Annotated in this window: 17 protein-coding genes; 13 read left to right on the top strand and 4 right to left on the bottom strand. The window is 63.4% G+C overall.

Annotation, left to right across the window (positions count from 1 at the left end; all coding sequences use genetic code 11):
* Positions 1–55 precede the first annotated feature (55 nt).
* From NKH93_RS05385 to NKH93_RS05370, 4 genes are all read left to right on the top strand, one after another.
* Positions 56–1312, top strand: coding sequence for an FAD-binding protein (locus NKH93_RS05385; protein WP_352969528.1), 1257 nt, complete (start codon positions 56–58; stop codon positions 1310–1312).
* Positions 1309–1692 carry a DUF4870 family protein gene (locus NKH93_RS05380; RefSeq protein WP_352683086.1) on the top strand — a complete coding sequence of 128 codons (384 nt, stop codon included), beginning with the start codon at positions 1309–1311 and terminating at the stop codon, positions 1690–1692. Before NKH93_RS05385 ends, NKH93_RS05380 begins: the two co-directional genes overlap by 4 nt.
* Before the next feature lie 68 nt (positions 1693–1760).
* The gene (gene glcF / locus NKH93_RS05375; protein ID WP_352969526.1) at positions 1761–3062 is read left to right on the top strand and encodes a glycolate oxidase subunit GlcF; all 1302 of its coding nucleotides are present in this window, start codon (positions 1761–1763) and stop codon (positions 3060–3062) included.
* On the top strand, positions 3034–4101 hold the full coding sequence (locus NKH93_RS05370) for a hypothetical protein (protein ID WP_352969524.1): 1068 nt from the start codon (positions 3034–3036) through the stop codon (positions 4099–4101). Before glcF ends, NKH93_RS05370 begins: the two co-directional genes overlap by 29 nt.
* A gap of 9 nt (positions 4102–4110) precedes the next feature.
* Here NKH93_RS05370 and NKH93_RS05365 read toward each other — a convergent pair whose 3' ends face one another.
* Both NKH93_RS05365 and NKH93_RS05360 read right to left on the bottom strand, forming a co-directional pair.
* Positions 4111–5031 (bottom strand): bifunctional 5,10-methylenetetrahydrofolate dehydrogenase/5,10-methenyltetrahydrofolate cyclohydrolase, encoded by a 921-nt coding sequence (locus NKH93_RS05365; RefSeq protein ID WP_352969523.1) that lies wholly within the window; start codon positions 5029–5031, stop codon positions 4111–4113.
* A gap of 262 nt (positions 5032–5293) precedes the next feature.
* Positions 5294–6028 (bottom strand): L,D-transpeptidase, encoded by a 735-nt coding sequence (locus NKH93_RS05360; RefSeq protein WP_352472683.1) that lies wholly within the window; start codon positions 6026–6028, stop codon positions 5294–5296.
* Between the two features lie 222 nt (positions 6029–6250).
* On the opposite strand from NKH93_RS05360, the gene NKH93_RS05355 reads away from it, so the two are divergent.
* A complete protein-coding gene (locus NKH93_RS05355) occupies positions 6251–6886 on the top strand; it encodes a DNA-3-methyladenine glycosylase I (protein WP_352472682.1) in 636 nt (211 codons plus the stop codon).
* Positions 6887–6890: 4 nt separating this feature from the next.
* Here the strand turns inward: NKH93_RS05355 and NKH93_RS05350 are convergent, their stop codons facing one another.
* Positions 6891–7142, bottom strand: a complete 252-nt coding sequence (locus NKH93_RS05350; RefSeq protein WP_352969521.1) for a hypothetical protein — start codon at positions 7140–7142, stop codon at positions 6891–6893.
* Between the two features lie 336 nt (positions 7143–7478).
* Between NKH93_RS05350 and hisS the strand changes: the two genes are divergently transcribed.
* The 6 genes from hisS to NKH93_RS05320 all read left to right on the top strand — a co-directional run bounded on the left by hisS (position 7479) and on the right by NKH93_RS05320 (position 14993).
* Positions 7479–9038 carry a histidine--tRNA ligase gene (gene hisS / locus NKH93_RS05345; RefSeq protein WP_352969519.1) on the top strand — a complete coding sequence of 520 codons (1560 nt, stop codon included), beginning with the start codon at positions 7479–7481 and terminating at the stop codon, positions 9036–9038.
* A gap of 171 nt (positions 9039–9209) precedes the next feature.
* Positions 9210–10328, top strand: a complete 1119-nt coding sequence (locus NKH93_RS05340; RefSeq protein ID WP_352969517.1) for an ATP phosphoribosyltransferase regulatory subunit — start codon at positions 9210–9212, stop codon at positions 10326–10328.
* On the top strand, positions 10325–11026 hold the full coding sequence (hisG, locus tag NKH93_RS05335) for an ATP phosphoribosyltransferase (protein ID WP_352969515.1): 702 nt from the start codon (positions 10325–10327) through the stop codon (positions 11024–11026). Before NKH93_RS05340 ends, hisG begins: the two co-directional genes overlap by 4 nt.
* A 396-nt stretch (positions 11027–11422) precedes the next feature.
* Positions 11423–13189, top strand: a complete 1767-nt coding sequence (locus NKH93_RS05330) for an AMP-binding protein (RefSeq protein WP_352969513.1) — start codon at positions 11423–11425, stop codon at positions 13187–13189.
* Positions 13190–13256: 67 nt separating this feature from the next.
* Positions 13257–13478: a cysteine rich repeat-containing protein gene (locus NKH93_RS05325; RefSeq protein ID WP_352450969.1), complete on the top strand. Its 222-nt coding sequence runs from the start codon at positions 13257–13259 to the stop codon at positions 13476–13478.
* Positions 13479–13889: 411 nt separating this feature from the next.
* Positions 13890–14993 carry a calcium:cation antiporter gene (locus NKH93_RS05320; protein ID WP_352969511.1) on the top strand — a complete coding sequence of 368 codons (1104 nt, stop codon included), beginning with the start codon at positions 13890–13892 and terminating at the stop codon, positions 14991–14993.
* A 58-nt stretch (positions 14994–15051) separates the two neighbouring features.
* On the opposite strand, the gene rtcR is transcribed toward NKH93_RS05320, so the two are convergent.
* A complete protein-coding gene (rtcR, locus tag NKH93_RS05315; protein ID WP_352969509.1) occupies positions 15052–16659 on the bottom strand; it encodes an RNA repair transcriptional activator RtcR in 1608 nt (535 codons plus the stop codon).
* Positions 16660–16867: 208 nt separating this feature from the next.
* On the opposite strand from rtcR, the gene NKH93_RS05310 reads away from it, so the two are divergent.
* Both NKH93_RS05310 and NKH93_RS05305 read left to right on the top strand, forming a co-directional pair.
* The gene (locus NKH93_RS05310) at positions 16868–18427 is read left to right on the top strand and encodes a vWA domain-containing protein (protein WP_352969507.1); all 1560 of its coding nucleotides are present in this window, start codon (positions 16868–16870) and stop codon (positions 18425–18427) included.
* A 1114-nt stretch (positions 18428–19541) separates the two neighbouring features.
* Positions 19542–20933 (top strand): RtcB family protein, encoded by a 1392-nt coding sequence (locus NKH93_RS05305; RefSeq protein ID WP_352969505.1) that lies wholly within the window; start codon positions 19542–19544, stop codon positions 20931–20933.
* Positions 20934–21169 lie beyond the last annotated feature (236 nt).

The raw sequence follows: 21169 nt of genomic DNA, 5'->3' as shown, positions 1-21169 counted from the left end.
AGGGGGGCGCGAAGGAACGCGACGTTCCCGCATTTGCAAATGCCGCGTCCGTCCCATGACCACCTTCACCCCGTCCACAGCCGCGGAAACCCTATCCACCGTCGCCTGGGCAGCCGCAGAGGAATCCCCGCTCGAAATCCTCGGCCACGGCTCCAAGCGCGGTATCGGCCGGCCGCAGCAGAGCGAGCATACGCTCGACCTTTCCAAACTCTCCGGCGTCATGCTTTACGAGCCGGCCGAACTGGTGCTGTCGGCAAAAGCCGGCACGCCGTTGGCCGAAATCGAAAGCCTGCTTGACGAAAACGGCCAGCAACTTGCCTTCGAACCGATGGATTACGGCCCGCTGCTCGGCGGTGAGCCAGCGCGAGGCACGATCGGGGGCGCGCTCGCCGCGAACCTTTCCGGCCCGCGCCGGCTGAAGGTGGGTGCTGCGCGCGACCATATCCTCGGCATAGCGGCCGTTTCCGGGCGCGGCGAGGCCTTCAAGTCGGGCGGCCGCGTCGTCAAGAACGTCACCGGCTACGATCTGTCCAAGCTGATGGCCAACAGCTGGGGCACGCTGGCGGTGCTCACCGACGTCACCTTCAAGGTGCTGCCTGCTGCCGAGACCGAAGTCACGCTTGCCATCCGCGGCCTGCTCGACGATCACGCCGCCGCCGCCATGGCGCTGGCGCTGGGTTCCAGCGCCGAAGTGTCGAGTGCTGCCCATCTTCCCGAACGGGTCGCAGCCAGGGTCGCCGGCGGCAGTCTCGGCAGCGATGCCGCGACGCTGCTGCGCATCGAGGGCTTTGGCCCGTCGGTCGCTTACCGCATTGCCGCGCTGAAAGACCTGCTGAAAAACGCTGGGCCGCTGCAGGAGATTTCCGGTTCGGTCTCGTACTCGGTCTGGCGCGGTGTCCGCGACTGCGCGCCGTTCGCCGATGGCAGCGAAAGGCCGGTGTGGCGCGTCTCGATGGCGCCGTCGCGGGGCCACCAGATGGTGCTGGCGCTGCGCATGCAGGCCCCGGTCGATGCCTTCTACGACTGGCAGGGCGGGCTGATCTGGCTGCGCATGCAGCAGGACGATCCCGAGGCCGGCCTGTTGCGCGGCCTGATCAGAAGACATGGCGGCGGCCATGCGACGCTGGTGCGCGCAACCCCTTCGCACCGCGCCGCCGTACCGGTGTTCGAACCGCAAGCGCCGCAACTGGCAGCACTGTCGGCGCGGCTGAAGGCCGAATTCGACCCGAAGAATATCCTCAATCCCGGCCGTATGGCGCCGGGCGCAAGCTCTGCTACTCTCGCGCCGGCAACCGAGGGAGGAGCACAATGAGCGATCCAGGCCAAAACGGTACGTCACGCCAGACCGACCGCTGGCTGGAGCCCGGCCCGACCAACGCGCTGGTCATCTACATCCTCTATCTCGCCGGCCTAGCCATCGGCGTCAGCGGCATTGTCGGCGTCGTCCTGGCCTATATCAATCGCGGCAAGGCCGGCGGCTTCGTCGAAAGCCATTACACATTCCTGATCCGCACCTTCTGGATCGGCCTGCTCTATGCACTGATCTCGGCGCTGCTGATGATCGTGGTCATCGGTGTCGTGCTGATGGTTGCCGTTGCCGTCTGGTTCATCGCCCGCTGCATTCTCGGCCTGCAGGCGCTGCAGCGCGGCGAGGCGGTCAAGAACCCGGAAAGCTGGTTTCTGGGATTATGAGCATGATCCCCAAAACTGGGTACCGGTTTTGGGAAAAGATCATGCTCAAACGGTAGGGATTCGTTTACGTGCAGACCAATTTCTCAGCTGCCCAGCTTGCCGATCCGCATGTCGCGGAATCGGAAAAGATCCTGCGCAAATGTGTGCATTGCGGCTTCTGCACCGCCACCTGCCCGACCTATGTGACGCTCGGCAACGAACTGGATTCGCCACGCGGGCGGATCTACCTGATCAAGGACATGCTGGAGAACGGTCGCCCCGCCGACAAGCAGATCGTCACCCATATCGACCGCTGCCTGTCCTGCCTCGCCTGCATGACCACCTGCCCGTCGGGCGTCAACTACATGCATCTGGTCGACCACGCCCGCGTCCATATCGAGGAGACCTACAAGCGTCCGCTGGCCGATCGCCTGACACGCGCCATGCTGGCCTTCGTGCTGCCCTACCCCTCGCGTTTCCGCGCGGCGCTCAAGCTGGCGAAGCTCGGCCAGCCATTCGCCGGCCTGTTTGAGAAAATCCAGGCATTGAAGCCTTTGGGCGCGATGTTGAAGCTGGCCCCGGCGTCGGTCCCGGCAGTCTCGCCGATGGCCTCGCCGGGCGTCCATGCCGGGCAGGGCGCGAAGAAAAATGGCCGCGTCGCCATCCTCACCGGCTGCGCGCAATCCGTGCTCGATCCCGGCATCAACGACACGACGATTTCGCTGCTGACCCGGCTTGGCGTTGAGGTCGTGGTGGCCGAGGGCGAGGGCTGCTGCGGCGCGCTGGTGCATCATATGGGGCGCGAGGACGCTGCCTTGGCGTCGGCCCGACGGAACGTCGACGCCTGGACGCGCGCCATCGAGCTGGGTGGACTCGACGCCATCGTCATCACCGCATCCGGGTGCGGCACCACCATCAAGGATTACGGCTTCATGCTGCGCCTCGATCCGGCCTATGCCGACAAGGCTGCGCGGGTCTCGGCGCTGGCCAGGGACATCACCGAATATCTGGCAAGCCTCGACCTGCCCGAGCCGGTCCGCAAGCCGGGCACCATCGTCGCCTATCACTCAGCCTGCTCGATGCAGCACGGCCAGAAGATCACCCGCCAGCCGAAGGAGCTTCTGGTCCGTGCCGGCTTCGTCGTGCGCGAGCCGCGCGAAGGGCATCTTTGCTGCGGTTCGGCCGGTACCTACAACATCCTGCAGCCCGAGATTTCGGCGACGTTGCGCGACCGCAAGCTCAGGAATATCGAGGCGACCGGTGCTGAAATCGTCGCCACCGGCAATATCGGCTGCATCACCCAGATCGCTTCCGCCGCCAAGCTGCCGGTGGTGCATACGATAAAGCTGCTGGACTGGGCCTATGGCGGCGAGCCGCCAAAATTGGTTTGATTGCTGCGCACCCGCCGATGAGACTGCCGAGATGCCCAACCCAAAGTCCGAAGAGATTGGAACCGTCGTTCGGCTGCTGTCGGACAAATCGCCGGCGACGCTCCAGGCCAGCTATGGCGAATGCCAGACAATCATCGCTCGTCATCTCAAGGATGGGTCCGAATTCCTGTTTGCGCTCATAAAGGCAGCGGTAGAAGCCGACGTCCAGCAAGACAATCTGATTATCGACGCCGTTTCGTTTCTCGACGACGCGCATTTGGCTCGTCTGGCATTTTTCCTGCAAGAGGAAGTGAAACGCGGAATAGACGTGGAGGATCTGCTGGCTCACGTCGCCTTGCAGGCGCCGGAATTGTTTCCAGACAGTACCTTGGGCGACATTCCCGATTTCGCAGACTGGCTGACGCATGATGATCCTCGTTCGCCGCCGGCATGTCATCATTTCAGCTTTGAGGAAGGCGCTCCGAGCGACATGTCTTTTCCGACGCATCGCCATCATCCTACCTGGCATCTGCCGGCGACTGGCAGGCCACTTACGGTCGGCGGCGAAGGATCGGCAGTGTGCCCGACCTGTCGAGAGCGACTGATACATCTGATTACGCTGGACGATCTTGGGAATGAGCTGACGATGCCTCTTCCCAGACTCCGTATCGAGACCTGTGCGAATTCTCTCGAACCGACCTATTATTCCCACGACGCTGCCGGTGTGCCGACGCCGATCGCACCTCTGCATTCGCCCTACATTGAGAGGCCTGCAAAAGCCGCCGAGAAAAGAACTGTTCGGTTGGCACCGACCCCTAAACGGTGGCTCAGGCAGTCGTACGGGATAAGCAATTCAAGGCAAAACCTGTTTCGGCTTGGTGGGCTGCCGTCATGGATTCAGGGACCGCAGTTTCCAGTCGTTCCCGGAACGGACCGGGAAATGAAATTTCTTCTTCAGTTCGATTCACTCGCCGGTTTCTTCTGGGGCAGCGGCGGCGTGCTCTACGTCTTCTGGGATGACGAGTCCCGGATCACCTGCCATGTGCCGCAATACACGTGACGAAAGCGCCTACTCCGCCGCCAGCCTGTCCGCTATGCCGTAGGTGGCCTGGTAGCGGGCGCGCTGGCGGCTGAGCGCTACCATCGTGTTGCGCAGCAGGATCGCCACCGTGATCGGGCCGACCCCGCCCGGCACCGGCGTGATCCACGACGCGACATGCCTGACGCTCTCGGCATCGACGTCGCCGACGATGCGGCTCTCGCCGTCCGGCCCGATTTCCGAATTGATGCCGATATCGATGACGGCGGCGCCCGGCTTGACCATGTCGGCCTTGATCAGCCGCGGTTTGCCGACCGCGACGAACAGTGCGTCGGCGCGGCGTGCGTGTGCCGCCACCGAACGCGTCATGTGGTGACAGACGGTCACCGTCGCGCCTTCGCTCATCAAGAGGAACGCGATCGGCTTGCCGACGATCTCGGAATGGCCGACGACCACCACCTCGAGTCCCTTGAGGTCGAGGCCGGTTTCCCTGAGCAGTTCGACCGAAGCGGCGGCGGTGCAGGGCGCCAGGTCGAGCTGGTTGTAGACGATGTTGCCGATCGAGGCCGGATGCATGCCCTCGACATCCTTGAGCGGATGCACCGCCGCCTGCAGCGTCTTGATCGGAATGTGCACCGCCACCGGCCGCTGGATGATGATGCCGGTGACGCGCGGGTCGGCGTTAAGCCCGTGGATTGCCGCTTCCAGCTCGCCGGCGGTGATGTCGGCGCGAAAGCGCCTTTCCTCGAAGCCGATGCCGGCCAAGCCGGCCTTGGCGCGCTGGTTGCGGACATAGACATCGACCGCGGCGGTATCGCCGACGGTGACCGACACCAGCTTGGGCGGAAAGCCTTCGGCGGTGGCGATCGCCGCGTCCTCGCGCACGCCGGCGATGATGCGTTGAGCAACCGGGCCGCCTCTGAGATAGCGGCTGTCGTCGGAAAGGGACACCGGGATGGGGCCTTTGTCTGGAACTTTAGCCGCCACATAGCAAAGCAACCGCGAAAAGGCAGCGCGAAAAGCGAACCGCCATGCCGGTCGCGCGACGTGCCGGCAAAATCTTCCCGTCAATTCCTGCTGGCGGAAACAAAAAGGGCAGCACGGCTTGCCGCGCTGCCCTTTCGTGACTGGCCGCATCCCCACACGGCCCGTCCCCCGTTATTCAATGCTCCCGAGGCTTCTGAGCAGAATCATCGATGAGGTCAACCGCAGATTACATGACTACAACCGTCGTGCCAACATTGACCCGCTCGTAAAGGTCGACCACGTCCTCGTTGCGCATGCGGATGCAGCCCGACGACACCGCGCCGCCGATCGTCCAGGGCTGATTGGTGCCGTGGATACGGTACTCAGTCGAGCCGAGATAGAGCGCGCGTGCGCCGAGCGGGTTTTCCATGCCGCCGGCGAGATAGGTCGGCAGATAACGGCCCTTGGCGGCTTCGCGGGCGATCATCACCGCCGGCGGCCGCCAATCCGGCCAGACGCGCTTGTTGGTGATCTTGTGGGTGCCGGACCATTCGAAGCCCGGCTTGCCGGTGCCGACGCCATAACGCCGCGCCTTACCGTTCTTCCCGACCAGATAGAGGAAATTCTCTCGCGTATCGATGACGATCGTGCCCGGCTTCTGCGGGCCGTCATAGGCGACTTCCTGCGGCAGATAGATCGGGTCGATCTGCGGCCGCATCACCATGCGCTTGGCCGGCGCCTGCACCGCTGCGGTGCGCAGCTGATCGGGTTCGGCCAGCCGCCGGTAGCGCCGTTGCGGCTGCGCCTCTTGCCGGCTCTGCCGCACGATGCCCGGGGCATGGCCGAGCTGCAGCACCCAGGGTGCCGAAAGATCCGGGCTGACCACCACCGGCGGCCTCTCCGCATAGCGGTCGTTGGCATTGGCGGCGCCGGCAGCAAGTACGGCCGCGGCGCCGAACAGTGGGAACAAGAATGTCTTCATCGCAACGCACCTTGATCGTCGAACATGCCGGGGTGCAAAGCCTCCCCGATTTCGCCGACATTGGGCGCGAAGCGGCAACCGAAACATGAATCGGAATGTGTAAAATGCCGATCTGTCAGTAAAGCTTTTGGTGTGGTTACCGCCCGGTTCAGGAATCTGGTAAAGCCGCGGTAAAGGCCGCGTCAAAACGCGTTAACGCCAAGACACGAACGGAATTCCGCCATGGATGAAAAGACAGGTCTGCTTGCCGGTCCCGACGGCATCGCCCGCTGCTTCTGGCACGGCAACCTGCCGGATTATCTGCACTACCACGACCACGAATGGGGCCGGCCGGTCGCCGACGACCGCCGCCTGTTCGAGAAGATCTGCCTCGAAGGTTTTCAGTCGGGCCTGTCCTGGCTGACCATATTGCGCAAGCGCGACAATTTCCGCGAGGCGTTTGCCGGCTTCGATGTCGACAAGATCGCCGCCTTCACCGACGCCGATGTCGATCGCCTGCTCGGCAATGCCGGCATCATCCGCCATCGCGGCAAGATCGTCTCGACCATCAACAACGCCAAGCGCGCCCGCGAACTCATCGACGAGGCCGGCTCGCTGGCCGCCTGGTTCTGGAAGTTCGAGCCCGGCCCGCACGAGCGGCCCGAGATCGTCGACCTCGCGCATTTGCGCGCCAATCCGACGACGGCCGTCTCGGTCCGCATTTCGAAAGAGCTGAAGAAGCGCGGCTGGAGCTTTGTCGGCCCGACCACCGTCTACGCCTTCATGCAGGCGATGGGGCTGGTCAACGACCATCTCGAGGGCTGCGTCTGCCGCGAACCGGTCGAGGCGGAACGGAAAGCGTTCAAGCGGCCGAAATAGCGGCTCAGGCGCCGCCGGCGCCGGCGAGGAAAAACCCGGCAAGGATGGCAGCCAGCGCGGCGAACACCGGATAGATCACCAGCAGGCCGGTCATCAGCACGTCGCGCATCGTCGGTCCACTGCGCTGTTGCGCCGCGACCTCGAACGGTCCGGCGATTTGCTTCGTATTCGGGGCATAACAATCGGCCGGCCGCAGCCGGACCGAGGCGTCGCGTGCGCCGCTATCGATGATGTCGAACTTCTGTAGCGTGGCCATGGCCCCGAACCCCTTGTTTCGGCGCGCTTATCGGCCCGGATTGTGTCGGCACGATGCCGCGCGCATGGCGCAATTGTTTCAGCTTCTTTTTCGCCTTTCCTTCTCCCCTTGTGGGAGAAGGTGGATCGGCGCGCAGCGCCGAGCCGGATGAGGGGTGTTGGAAGAAACGAGACGTCGGCGTTCCTTGGAACACCCCTCATCCGACCGAGCTTCGCTCGGCCACCTTCTCCCACAAGGGGAGAAGGAGAGCCGCAAACCCTTGCCTTCTCCGGGCTGCATCGGTAGGACACGCCGACCCGAAATAAGTCACCGTTTACGCAGCAAAGTACCCATCCCATGGCCGACAAATCCGAAAAGATGAAAGCGCGGCTGCCGCGCGGCTTTGTCGACCGCGGCGCCGACGATCTGCGCGCCGTCGAGAAGATGATGGCGACGATCCGCTCGGTCTTTGAGCTCTACGGTTTCGAGCCGGTCGACCAGCCGCTGATCGAATACACCGATGCGCTCGGCAAATTCCTGCCCGACCAGGACCGGCCGAACGAGGGCGTGTTCTCGTTCCAGGACGATGACGACCAGTGGCTGTCGCTGCGCTACGACCTGACCGCGCCGATGGCGCGCTTCGTCGCCGAGAATTTCGAGCGCCTGCCGAAACCCTATCGCAGCTATCGTTCCGGCTGGGTGTTCCGCAACGAGAAGCCCGGTCCCGGCCGCTTCCGCCAGTTCATGCAGTTCGACGCCGACACGGTCGGCACGCCGGGTGTCGCGGCCGATGCCGAGATGGCAATGATGATGGCCGACGTGATGGAGGCGCTCGGCATCAAGCGCGGTGATTACGTCGTCCGCGTCAACAACCGCAAAGTGCTCGACGGTGTGCTCGAGGCGATCGGCCTCGGCGGCGACGAGAACGCTGGCCGCCGGCTGCAGGTGCTGCGGGCGATCGACAAGCTGGACAAGCTGGGCGTCGAGGGGGTTCGCCTGCTTTTGGGCGCCGGGCGCAAGGACGAGAGCGGTGATTTTACCAAGGGCGCCGGGCTGGGTAACGCGCAAATCGATGTTGTGATCAGCTATTTCACGGTCATGGCGCAGCATGATCCCGAACAAATTGTCCAGACACTGGGATCTATCACCCCGGGGCTCAGCAATCTTGTCGAGGAAAGGAAACTCGAACATCTCGGCATAACGAATGCCTCGTTTGTCGAGGGTCTTGCAGAGCTGGAGCAGATAAGAACCATGGTCGCGCAAAGCGGCTACGGTGAGGATCGCATTCGCATCGACCCATCCGTCGTCCGTGGCCTCGAATATTACACCGGCCCGGTCTACGAGGCCGAGCTGCTGGCCGAGATCCCCAACGAGGACGGCCAGATCGTGCGCTTCGGCTCGGTTGGCGGCGGCGGACGTTATGACGGCCTCGTCTCGCGCTTTCGTGGCGAGCCGGTGCCGGCGACCGGTTTTTCGATCGGCGTCTCGCGGCTGATGACGGCGCTGAAGAACCTCGGCAAGCTCGATACTTCCGATGTCATCGCGCCGGTCGTCGTGCTGACCATGGACAAGGACACGGAAAGCCTCGGCCGCTACCAGAAGATGGTGGCCGAGCTGCGCGCCGCCGGCATCCGCTCGGAAATGTATCTCGGCGGCGCCAGCATGAAGGCGCAGTTGAAATATGCCGACCGCCGCGGCAGCCCGGTAGCCGTCATCCAGGGCGGCGACGAGCGCGCCAAGGGCGAGGTGCAGATCAAGGACCTGATCGAAGGCGCGAAGATGTCGGCCGAGATCGCCGACAACGCCGAATGGCGCGCCGCACGACCGGCGCAGGTGACCGTGGCGGAAGGCGATCTGGTCGCCGAGGTGAAGAAGATACTGGCGGCGCAGGCCGAGGAGCGGGCGCGTGGCAAGTAGGGCGCCACTCCCTTCTCCCCTTGTGGGAGAAGGTGGCCGAGCGAAGCTCGGTCGGATGAGGGGTGTTCCAGGGAACGCCGACGCCTCATTTCTTCCGGCACCCCTCATCCGTCTTGGCGCTTCGCGCCAATCCACCTTCTCCCCCTGGGGGAGAAGGGAAGGGCGCCTGCCATGACCTCGCGCCCCGCCATCGCATCCGACATCACCAGCCTCTTCGCCGCGCGAAATACGCACGCGGTCGAGGTCGCTGTGCTGCAGCCGGCCGATCCGTTCCTCGACATGGCCGGCGAGGATTTGCGGCGCCGCATCTTTCTCACCGAGAGCGAGACCGGACAGACGCTTTGCCTGCGGCCGGAATTCACCATTCCGGTCTGCCTCGACCACATCGCCAGCCAGGCCGGCACGCCGCGCCGCTATTCCTATCTCGGCGAGGTGTTTCGCCAGCGCCGCGAGGGCGGCAACGAGTTCTTCCAGGCCGGCATCGAGGATCTCGGCGACCGCGACACGGCCGCCGCCGACGCCCGTTCGCTGGCCGATGCGCATGCGCTGCTGTCGCTGGTGCTGCCTGGCCGGCAACTGGCGGTGACGCTCGGCGACCAGACCATTTTCGAGGCGGTGCTGGCAGCACTTGGCCTGCCGCGCGGCTGGCGCATGCGGCTGGCCCGTGCCTTCGGCTCGGCGCCGATGCTGGAGGCAGCACTTGCCGACCTCGCCAATCCACCGCGCAACAGCCAGCTTGCCGGCCCGGTCGCCGCCCTTGTCCTCGACGGCGATCTCGACGGTCTTTCGGCGCATGTCGCCGGCGGCATGGAACAGGCCGGGCTGTCGGCAACGGCCGGGCGTTCACCGTCCGAGATTGCGCGGCGCCTGATCGAGAAGGCCGAACTGCGCAGCGTGCGGCTGTCGAACGAGGCGTTTGCGGCGCTGAAGAGCTTTTTGGCCATCGACGTGCCGCTCGACAGCGCCGCCGGGGCGCTCGAAAGCTTTGCGATCGATGCCGGGCTTTCACTGGGGGCTGCGCTGGAGAATTTCGCAGCCCGCGCCGCGGCCATAAAAAACCTCGGCCTGCCGATGTCTGAAATCAGCTACGACGCCGCCTTCGGCCGGCCGCTCGATTACTACACCGGCCTGGTCTTCGAGATCGCGGCGCAGGATGGCGACCGGCCGCTCGCCGGTGGTGGCCGCTATGACCGGCTGCTGACGCTGCTCGGCGCCAAAACGCCGATCCCCGGCGTCGGTTTTTCCGTCTGGCTCGACCGCATCGAGGCGCTGCGGGAGACGGCGCCATGATCACGCTAGCGATCCCGTCGAAAGGCCGGCTCAAGGAGCAGGCGCTGGAGGTGCTGGCCAAGGCCGGGCTTGCCGTAAGCCTGCCCGGCGACGAGCGCAAATATCGCGCCCGCATCGACGGCCTCGACGGCGTCGAGGTGGCGTTCCTGTCGGCCTCGGAGATATCAGGCGAAATCGGCCAGGGGTCGGTCGATCTCGGCATCACCGGCGAGGACCTTTTGCGCGAAAACCTCGCCGATTGCGAGGCGCGCGCCGAAATCATCGCCCGCCTCGGTTTCGGCAATGCCGATGTCGTCGTCGCCGTGCCCGACATCTGGCTCGATGTCGACACCATGGCCGACCTCGACGACGTCGCCGCCGATTTCCGCCAGCGCCACGGCCGGCGGCTCAGGATCGCCACCAAATACTGGCGCCTGACCCAGCAGTTCTTTTCGCAAAAGCACGGCATCCAGGTCTACCGCATCGTCGAAAGCCTTGGCGCCACCGAAGGCGCGCCGGCGGCCGGATTGGCCGATATCGTCGTCGACATCACCACGTCAGGCGCGACGCTGCGCGCCAACCATCTCAAGGTGCTGGCCGACGGCGTCATCCTGCGCTCGCAGGCCTGCCTCGTGGCGTCGAGGAAGGCGCGCGCTGCGGCCGACGAGGCGACTTTGCGCGATATTGCGGGCAGGATGGCATCGGTGAATTCAGGCTGACGACCAGCCGATCTCCCCCCTTGAGGGGGAGATGTCGCCGAAGGCGACAGAGGTCGGTACGTCTTGACGCGACTCTCCTAACCGACAGAACAGGCTGGAGCTCCGCGCGCGGCGACCCCCTCTGGCCTGCCGGCCATCTCCCCCTCGAGGGGGGAGATAAGCAGCTGCGCCGACCCGAAGCAATTTCCTGGCGTACAGCAATTTTGTTCTTGCTTTGTGCCGGCAGCTATGCTACTAATCTCGCTATGGTGCCAATTGGCCCCGAAGACCCGCCCGCCGAGGCGGGTTTTTTATTTTCGGCCCTTACAGGCGAGTTCCCACCCAGCCCCACCATGGACGGGATTTCCACCACCCCGCCGGGCTGATAGGCTCGGCTGGTCTGCGGAGGACACGGCGATGCCGATCAATCTCGACGAGTTGAAGAATGCCACCAGCCTGCGCTCCAAGCGCGATGGCGGTTCGTTCATTGCGCCGGTCGACGGCACGGCGCATGTCTCGGGCGAGCGCAGCGTGCCGCTGCTCAACCTGACCATCCCGGCGCTGTTTGCCGATACGGTCGGCAAATACGGCACGCTCGATGCCGCCGTCTTCGTCGAGCAGGACAAGCGCTTTACCTGGGAAGAGCTGTCCGAGACTGTCGATGCGCTGGCCGCCGGCTTCCTGGCGCTCGGCCTCGAGAAAGGCGATCGCGTCGGCATCTGGTCGCCGAACCGCTGGGAATGGCTGGTGACGCAATTCGCCACCGCCCGCATCGGCCTGATCCTGGTCAACATCAACCCGGCCTATCGGTTGGTCGAGCTGGAATATGCCTTGAACAAGGTCGGTTGCAAGGCGCTGGTCACCGCCGCCACATTCAAGAGCTCCGACTATCTCGGCATGATCGCGGCGCTGGCGCCGGAGATCGCCAACGCTGCGCCGGGCAAGCTCGACGCCAACAAGCTGCCGGCGCTGAAGACCGTCATCCGCATGGACGAGGAGAATTCTGCGGGCATGTTCAATTTCGCCGACGTGCTGGCGATGGCCGGCCGCGACGAGCATGACAAGCTCGACCGGATTTCAGCGGGGCTGAAACCGGACGACGCCATCAACATCCAGTTCACCAGCGGCACGACAGGCGCGCCCAAGGGCGCGACGCTGACCCACAACAACATCGTCAACAACGGCAATTTCGTCACCGCGGCGATCCGGCTCACCGTCGACGACCTGCTGTGCATCCCGGTGCCGCTCTACCATTGCTTCGGCATGTCGATGGGCACGATGGGCTGCGTCACCAAGGGCGCGACCATGGTTTTCCCCAGCGAGGGGTTCGATGCCGGCGCCACGCTGAGGGCGGTGGCAACGGAACGCTGCACCGCGCTCTACGGCGTGCCGACCATGTTCGTCGGCCTGCTCGACCATCCGGAGTTCGCCTCCTTCGATCTCACCAGCCTGCGCACCGGCATCATGGCCGGCTCGCCATGCCCGATCGAGGTGATGAAGAAGGTGGTGTCGCTGATGCATATGGCAGAGGTGACCATCGCCTACGGCATGACCGAGACCAGCCCGGTGTCGTTCCAGAGCAGCGTCGACGACCCCCTGGAAAAGCGCGTCTCGACCGTCGGCCGCGTCCATCCGCATGTCGAGGTCAAGGCCATCGACGCCGAAGGTGCCACCGTCGCGGTCGGCGCGCCGGGCGAGCTCTGCACGCGCGGCTATTCCGTGATGAAGGGCTATTGGGACGACGAGCAGAAGACCCGCGAGGCCATCGACGCCGACGGCTGGATGCACACCGGCGACCTCGCCACCATCGATGCCGAGGGCTATTGCAACATCGTCGGCCGGGTCAAGGACATGGTCATCCGCGGCGGCGAGAACGTCTATCCACGCGAGGTCGAGGAGTTTCTCTATCGCCACCCCAAGGTCAAGGAGGTGCAGGTGTTCGGCATTCCCGACCCGAAATACGGCGAGGAGCTGTGCGCCTGGATCGTGCTGAAGCCCGGCCAGATCACCACGGAGCAGGAGATCAAGGCCTTCTGCGCCGGCCAGATCGCCCATTTCAAGATCCCCCGCTACATCCGCTTCCGCACCGAATTGCCGATGACGGTGACCGGCAAGCCGCAGAAATTCCTGATGCGCCAGGCGATGGTCGACGAGCTGGGATTGGTGACGCAGAAGACGGCGTGAAAAGGCTTCCGTTTGTGCCTACGCGTGACGGAGGCGTTGTTTGGGCAACATATTTGAGGGGTGTTCCATGCGGATTGGGTTAGGCGTGCTTTTCCTGGCAACTCAGCTGGCAGCCACCGCGGTGCTGGCGCAGACGGCGGCCGAGCGTGAGGCCTGCCAAGCAGATTACCAGAGGTTGTGCAAGGGCGTGTTGCCGGGCGGTGGCCGCGTCGTAAAATGCCTGGCCGGTCACATGAGCGAGCTGACGCCCGAATGCAAGAAGGTCGTCAAGGCCAACACGCCCGGCTAGCGCGCGAGCTTCCTGCGGGTGACATGATGTTTCGAGGTGTGCGGGGGCAGGAGGCAGCGCAATCGCGGCGGATTCTTGCGAAGAGGACCCCCCACCCCTAACCCCTCCCCACAAGGGGGAGGGGGACTTTCGGTGGCGCCGACCTCGGCAAATTGCCTGCCTTTCGGCGCCAAAGGGAAAGCAAGGGCGCGCGGCAGCGTTCCCTCCCCCTTGTGGGGAGGGTTAGGGTGGGGGTCCTCTTCGCAAGAATGCGTACGCGATTGCGCTGCCCTTGTGGGGAGGGGCTAGGGCTGGGGTACGCCGCGATGGCGTCATGACCTGTCATATGCGATTTCTCTGGATGGTCGCGGTGCGCAACAGTGATTGCAAATCGCCCTTCCACGGGATTTGCGGGAAGGCAAGAAGGTGACAATGAGTGGTTTCGCAAGATCGGCGATTTCCTACGGCATGCCGTTGGCCGCTCTGGTGATGGCTGTCGCGGTCAGGGCCAGCGGGGTGTCGGTCGACGAAGGGTCGCTGGGCACCAGGATATTTATCGGCGCGCTGTCGAGCGCGATCATGTTCACCACCATTTTCGTGGTGCTCGACCACGCCGAGGCGGTGGCCCGGCGGGTGGGCGAGCCGTACGGCACGTTGGTGCTGACCATCGCGGTGACTGCAATCGAAGTGTCGATCATCGTTTCCATCATGCTGCACGGCGCGAACAACCCGACGCTTGCCCGCGAATCCGTGTTCTCGACGGTGATGATCACCTCCACCGGTGTCGTCGGCATGTGCCTGACGTTTGGCGGCTGGCGCCATCGCAAGCAGGCAATCGTCCGCCAAGGGACCAGCGCCTATCTGGCGGTGCTGGTCGCGCTGAGCGTCATGACGCTCATTCTGCCGACCTACACGCGAACCACCGATCCCGGCACGTTCTCGGCCGCGCAACTTGGCTTCGTCAGCGTGCTTTCGGTGCTGCTCTATGCCGGTTTTCTGTTCGCGCAGACTGTCCGCCACCGCGACGATTTCATCGACGGGCAAGCACACGGCGCCGCAGTGCGAACCGACGCCCACGAAGGCGTCGCCGCCGGCGCTGTTCTCCTGCTGATCGGGCTGATCGGCATCGTCATGCTCGCCGAACAGGTCGCGGCAAGCGTTGAGGACGCGCTCGTCGCCTACCAGGTGCCGCAGGCCGACGCCATTGTCGGCGCAATGATCGCCGGGTTGGTTCTGATGCCGGAGGCGATCTCGGCGGTTCGTGCCGCGCTCAACAACGAACTGCAGCGCGGCCTGAACGTCGCCATGGGCTCGGCCTGTGCCACAATCGGCCTGACAATACCGGGCATAGCCGCCGCCAGCCTGCTGACCGGAAGAGGCCTGACCCTGGGGCTGCCGGCGACCGACACGGTGCTTTTGGTCCTGGCGCTTTTCATCTGCAATGTGAGCTTCAGCACGGAGAGAACGACGTTCCTGACCGGCTTGGTGCATCTGGTGGTGTTTTTTACCTGGGTGTTTTTGATATTTGTGCCGTGAGGGTTGGGGGGCGAGGTAGCAATCGGCTGCAGACCCGAAATCGTTGGGAAAACCACAATCACACGCCGGACCGGTTCAGAGCCTCGAAGGTCAGGTTGAAGCGGTGCAAATACTTGCGCAGCCGATCAGCGTCATTGCCGCTGGTTTTCTGCAACCGCGAAACTGAGAACAACTTTCGCCCGGCTGCGCTGATCGATGGACTATCCCGGCAAGCATGGACCACGGCCGCCAATTGGGTGCGTTCGAAGAGGTCGATGCGGCTTACGCCTTCGGCGCCGAGGATATCCTCCAGAACGGCGTCGTCGGTCGAACCTGCCGGAGCCGTGTTCCACTGTGCCTTCAATCTGGCAATCTCGTCACGCACAGTTTCTTCATTGATCCGCCCCTGCGGCGCGAGCGTGGCCATACGGGTTACCGATGCCGAAAGATCGCGGAAGTTAGCACGCCAGGAAGAGTCCGGCGCCACGGCGAACTTCACATAGAGGTCACGTGCTTCCTTGTTGAAGGTAACGTTCTGCCCTTCGCGTTCTGAAAACCGGCGCAACTCGAATTCGAGGTTGGGTTCGATGTCTTCCTTGCGGTCCTTCAAGGCCGGCAGTTGGAACGTCCAGAGGTTTAGCCGCGCGAATAGGTCCTCGCGGAACCGCCCTTCGGCGACCCCGATCGAGAGATCACGGTTGGTGCCTGCAAGCAACTGGAAATCGGAGCCGACATCCTCGTCGGCGCCAACCGGAAGGAAGCGCTTCTCCTCGATCGCCCGCAGGCACATCGCTTGCTCATCCGGCCCGAGTTCGCCGATCTCGTCGAGAAAAAGGACGCCTTTGTCGGCCGACCTCATCAAGCCGGCACGCGCCGATTGCGCGCCGGTGAACGCGCCCTTCACGTGTCCGAACAGCGTCGACATCGCCTGGTCGCCGCGCAGTGTCGCGCAGTTGACCTCGATGAAAGCCCCCGAAACCTGGCGCTGGGCCTTTTTCAGTTCGTAGATGCGCTTCGCCAGCTGCGACTTGCCGGCGCCGGTCGGGCCGGTCAGCAGCACTGGAGCGCGTGAACGTATCGTCACCTTCTCGATCTGGTCGATCATATGGTTGAAAGCCACGCTGCGGGTGGCGATACCCGACTTGAGGAATGACGTGGCTTCGTCGCGTTCGGCTGCGAAACGCGTCGCGATCGCGTCGTAGCGCGACAGGTCGAGATCGATGATTGAATGGTTGCCCGAATAATCGTCGCCTTCCTGCCGGTTTCGCGGTGGTGAAAGCTGAATGAGACGGGCCGGGATGAAACGCGCCTCCGTCAGCAGGAACCAGCAGATCTGCGCGACATGCGTGCCGGTGGTGATGTTGACGAGATAGTCTTCCTTCTCCGGATCGAAAGCGTAGGCGCGGGCAAAGTCGCGGAGGCCGGTATAGACCTCGCTGAAATCCCACGGGTCCTTCATCGGAATGACGTGCGTTCTGACAACGGTCGCCGGCGAGACCTGCTCTATGTCGCCGACGACCTGACGGGCGAGGCCGGAGGAGTTGGGTCCGCAGATCAGCTCCAGCCGGTCGATGAAGAACCCCTGTTGCTGACAGAGAGCCACCGTCGGTCGCCATTTTTTCCAGCGATCCACGCGACCCACATCAAGCGTCGTCCCGAGAATTCCGATCGCAACCCGGCGTCTCATTCTTATCTCATCGTATAAAACTTTAGATTGCAATATCGGATATCCTACCGCCTCGCAACCCCGGGGTAGATACCGCCCACTCGTCATACAAAAATTATCATTTAAAGATCAATTGGTTATCAAAATTATTCTGAGCTAGCTGGCGATCACCATCCAACTGGCACGCGACTTGAAATGTATCCAGCGTGAACAGAAGGAAAAAATGACAATGGCAAACAAATCCGTGTTTGCGACGATGGCAGGAAAGCTGCTCCCGCGCACCGATGCCGTGAACCATGAGGCTGCCGGGGCTTATGCCCTAACGTCGCACCAGGCTCTGGCGCAACTGACGGCGACTGGGACGTTCAACCGGACGTTTTACGCCGACGCGCGGGAGCAGCTCGACGACGTTCTGAAGCTTTCCTGGCAGGTCGAGCCGGATTTTCTGGCGAAGACCGCTGTGTATGCTTTCGAGCAGGGTTTCATGAAGGACATGCCGGCGCTGATTCTGGCGGTGCTTTCCCAGATGCAGGGTGACGAGTTCACCAAGGCCTTTGGGCGCATCGTGAAGAATGGCAAGATGCTGCGCAATTTCGTGCAGGTCATGCGGTCGGGAGCAACTGGGCGGAAGTCGCTCGGTACGCGCCCGAAACGGATGGTCCAGGTGTGGCTCGAAAAGGCGAACGACTTCGAGATCATGCGGGCGGCAGTCGGCAACGACCCGTCGCTGGCCGACGTCATTAAGATGGTTCACCCGAAGCCGAAGTCGGCGACGCGTGAGGCGCTCTATGGCTACCTGATCGGCAAGCCGCATGATGTCGCGGCATTGCCCGAAGTGGTGCAGGCTTTCGAGGCGTTCAAGCGCGATCCGTCGCTGCCTGTGCCGGAAGTGCCGTTCCAGATGCTGACCGCGATGCCGCTGAGCAAGGCGCATTGGGTCCAGATCGCGGAAACGGCGGGCTGGCAGATGCTGCGGCAGAACCTGAACACCTTTGCACGCAACGGCGTGTTCGAGGTGGAAGGGTTTGCCGGGAAACTGGCGGCGCGGCTGCGCAACGAGCACGAGGTTCGGCGTTCGCGAGTATTCCCGTATCAGCTGATGGTGGCGTTCAACACCGTCGGCGAGGGCGTGCCAGCCGTGGTGACCGAGGCGTTGCAGGACGCGATGGAAATCGCGCTCTCCAACGTGCCCGAGATCGACGGTCGCGTGGTGGTGTGTCCGGACGTGTCCGGCTCCATGGCCTCGCCGGTGACGGGCTTCCGCAAGGGCTCGACTTCGGTCGTGCGCTGCATCGATGTGGCCGCCCTCGTGGCTGCCGCGTTGCTGCGCCGCAATCCCTCGGCGCGGGTGCTGCCGTTCGAGAACGATGTGGTGGATATCCGCCTCAACGCTCGCGATACGGTGATGACCAACGCGAAGAAGCTCGCCGCGATCGGTGGTGGCGGAACGAACTGTTCCGCGCCGCTGGCCCGGCTGGTGAGCGAAGGCGCCAAGGTCGACCTCGTCGTGTTCGTTTCGGACAACCAGTCCTGGGTGGATACAACCGTGTACCAGCACCAGGGCACGGCGACGATGCAGCAGTGGAGCAAGCTCAAGGCCGCAAATCCAGAAGCCAAACTCGTCTGCATCGACATCCAGCCCTACACGACGACACAGGCCAAGGGGCGCGCCGACGTGCTGAATGTCGGCGGCTTCTCCGATCGTGTCTTTGACGTGATCGGGACCATGCTGTCCTCGAAGGGCGACCCAGACCATTGGGTCCGCACGATCGAGGCGGTGGAACTTTGACAACGGTCCCGGCGGATTTGCCGCCGGGACCGGCAAGGGAATTCTAATACGGGCATGACGAATGCCGATGAAACTACAGGCTTTCACCCTCCAGGTCGCGGGTTCGAATCCCGCCGGGATCTCCACCATGGTCCCGTAGCTCAGTGGATAGAGCAGGACCCGCTCACGCGGGAGACGTTTCATCACTCTTGTCGTCATGACTCTTGCGGTCATGCCTGGCGACTTGCATAGCCGCCGCTGTCGGTGAACGGAAGGAGAAGATCTAGCGCGACGAATGCTGGCGAAACTACATCATAGTCTTCGTGTCGCGGGTTCGAGCCCCGCCGGACCTGCCAATCGGGTCCGTAGCTCAGCCGGTAGAGCAGAAGGGGACGTTTCGCCAATCTCTTGTCGTCGCGACCTTGAACCAGATAGCCGCGGCGAATGCCGGATGGAACTACAGCACCAAAGGAAGGGATGCTCCGTGGGGTTCGACTCCTCACCCGACGCAGGCGCTCACTGGCACGAGCGGGACTCCCGGGTTTCGTCCATCCTTGTCGCCGCAGCTTATAGGAAGAAACGGCGAATGCAGGCAGGACTACAGGTAGCGCGCCCGCCGCAAGGCGGGAGGTCGGGTGTTCAAATCGCCCCTTTGGTTCAGAACCAGAGTAGCGCAGAAAATCGTCTTGCCGATCCTCGTCGCCGGACAAGGGCGAATGCCAGCGGGGCTACATGGATAGAGCGCTTGCGCTGAAAGGGGCAAGAGGTCGAGTGTTCAAGCGACTCCTTCCACAGATTGTGGAAAGTAGCTCAGAAAAATGTCTCGCCGACACTTTGTCGCCCCGCGCACCGGGAAGGACGAATGAATGCAGGACTACATGGGTAATAGCGGTTCGAATCCGCTCGACGGGCCGTCTGATCCGTCGATGTCTTGCAAGAGCTTGTCGTCCGACCCGTTCGATCGAATGACGGATGCAGGTGGGACTACAGGTAGACGCAGCCCGCGAATGCGGGTGGCCGAAAGGCGTGAAAGTTCGTGTCCTTCCTTCGCGGATCGCGAAGTGGCGGAATATGTAAGGTCTCCCGTTTCTTGCCGTCCTTCGGCTTGTTTGAACGGTCTTTTTGGAAGAGTGACATGGTTGAAGTTTTGAGCGGACAGGATCTGATCGACGCTGGAATGGCGCAGGGCAAGTGGTTCGGCAAGGCGCTTGCCGAGGGCAACGCTGTGCTCGAGCGTGGCGGCTCGTTCGAAGAGGCGCTGGAAGCGGTGCGCACTTTCGTGCCGCCGCCGCCGACCCCGCCGCGCACGGCCGGCGCCTTGGCCTTTCACGTCAACATCGAGGCCGACACGCCCGACGAGCAGGCCAACATCGCAGCGGTTTCCACGAGCATGGCCGAGCTGATGCGCACGCCCGTCATCCGCGCCGGCGCCATCATGCCGGATGCTTGCCCGGCCGGTCCTTCGGGCACCATCCCCGTCGGCGGGATCGCCGTGTCCGAAGCGATTCACCCGGGCATGCATTCGGCCGACATCTGCTGCTCCATGGCGATCTCGGTGTTTCCGGGCGTGGCCCCGGCGGCTCTGCTCGACGCGGTGCAGGCGGTCACCCATTTCGGTCCCGGCGGGCGTCCGCGCGGCCAACAGTTCCGGCCGTCGAGGGAGGTGTTCGAGCGTTTCGAGGCGAACCCGCTGCTGCGCGACGTCACCGGCGCTGCGATCGAGCATCTGGGGACGCAGGGCGACGGCAACCACTTCGCCTATGTCGGCACCTTGAAGTCGAGCGGCGAGACGGCGCTGGTGACGCACCACGGATCCCGTTCTCCCGGCGCCCGCCTCTACAGCAAGGGCATGAAGATCGCCGAAGCACACCGCAAGCAGCTCTCGCCCGAGACGTTGCCGCAGAATGCATGGATCCCTGCGGATACGCGGGAGGGCGATGACTATTGGGACGCTCTTCAGATCATCCGCGAATGGACGAAAGCCAATCATACGCTGATCCACGACATGGCGGCGGAACGTTCGTCGGCTAGGGTATCGGACCGCTTCTGGAACGAGCACAACTTCGTCTTTCGACGTTCCGATGGACTGTTTTATCACGGCAAGGGCGCGACGCCGGCCTTTGACGGCTGGGCCTATGATGCCACCGACCTCACTCTGATCCCGCTCAACATGGCGGAACCGGTCTTGATCGTGCGCGGCAAGGATGCGCCCAACGGCCTCGGCTTCTCGCCCCATGGCGCGGGGCGAAACTTCTCGCGCACCCAGCACCGCCGCATGCAGGCGGGACGCAGCGATGCTGATATCTTTGCGGAGGAGACGAAGGGGATCGACGCCCGCTTTTTCTCAGGCGTGACGGATATTTCGGAACTGCCCAGCGCTTACAAAAGCGCATCGGCCGTACGTCGCCAGATAGAGAAATATGGCTTGGCCGAAATTGTCGACGAGGTATTGCCGTACGGCTGCATTATGGCTGGAAATTGGGAAGCCAACGCTCCTTGGCGCAAGAAGAAGCAGCGCCTTGCATAGACGCTATTGAGACCAGACAACCGTCCTCTCGTGCCCTCAGCGGAACCGACCCGCCATGCAGCCGGTTAATCGGCATGAAGCCACCACCAATCCAAGGCCGCATCATGAGCATTCTGCAAACCATGAAGAAAGCCGTCGAGCAGGTCACCGGTGTCGCCAGACCGGGCAGGTGAGAGGTTCCCGATCTTGTCAGGCCGCACAAACCGAATGTGTTTCGGTTTAGGGATGATGGCCTG

The sequence above is a fragment of the Mesorhizobium sp. M0954 genome, assembly GCF_040319155.1.
GTDB lineage: Bacteria > Pseudomonadota > Alphaproteobacteria > Rhizobiales > Rhizobiaceae > Mesorhizobium.
This window is presented reverse-complemented; position numbering and strand designations above follow the sequence as displayed.